Genomic DNA, 834 nt, shown 5'->3' with positions numbered 1-834 from the left:
TCGATAGGTGGTTTTTATGGAATTACTAATAATGCCTATAATATTGAATCAATCATTCAAACTTATAAAGGTATTTTAGGAAGTATTGTAATGCCTATCGCAGATGCAGATGGGGGAGATTAAATATGTATAGGATTAAAAGATAAATACAGGGGTAAAATATATTATTGGTATCACAAAGGCGAAATGACCGATGAAGAAGGAAAAGAATATTATTATCTTATTGCAAACTCTTTTGAAGAATTTATTCTAAAATTTTCGCTTCATGAAAGAAAGAAAAATGTGAATTTAGATGACATCGAACTCTTCTTAGACGAAGATTTACTAAAAGATTAGTCCGCATGCATTTATAAACGAATTAATCCATGATTATGAGACTATGGCTAATAGAAGCTTCTATGAAAAATACAAAAAAGTGATGCGCTTAGACCAAATTTGGTTCCAATATCAAGAGTATGAAGAAGCCAATGAACAGAAGGATCTTTTAGGAAGTTTAATTGTTTTTGCGATGATGGATAAAGGGTATCTATTACAATTGGATTATAAAGAAGATTTGGAAGAATACTATTCAAGTATAAAAGATTTTTGGAATCCTACAAAAACCAAATTGGTTCAATTTATAGTAGATAATGATCAATATTACTATGCTTTATTACCACTCGATATGAATATGAAGGAAATGTATGAAGTTAAACTTCAAGATGTAAAGTAAATTAATGGTAAAAATGTTAAAATGGTGGTAGTTGGGAATTTCAACTACCACCATTTTTTTATAATTTTAGATACGGATCTCTGCAAGATTAGACTTTATTCCGGTAGTAGGAAATGCGAAGG

Annotated in this window: 1 protein-coding gene and 1 pseudogene; both read left to right on the top strand. The window is 29.6% G+C overall.

The genetic code is table 11. The annotated features are described in order from the left end of the window. The first annotated feature begins 186 nt into the window (after positions 1-186). Positions 187-336, top strand: a complete 150-nt coding sequence (locus SNE38_RS19125; protein ID WP_336047176.1) for a hypothetical protein — start codon at positions 187-189, stop codon at positions 334-336. Positions 337-340: 4 nt separating this feature from the next. After that, a pseudogene (locus SNE38_RS19120) lies at positions 341-712 on the top strand (hypothetical protein); the annotation flags it as partial. Positions 713-834: the final 122 nt, after the last annotated feature.

This window comes from Solibacillus ferritrahens (assembly GCF_037027585.1).
In the GTDB taxonomy this organism is placed as follows: Bacteria; Bacillota; Bacilli; order Bacillales_A; family Planococcaceae; genus Solibacillus; species Solibacillus ferritrahens.
This window is presented reverse-complemented; position numbering and strand designations above follow the sequence as displayed.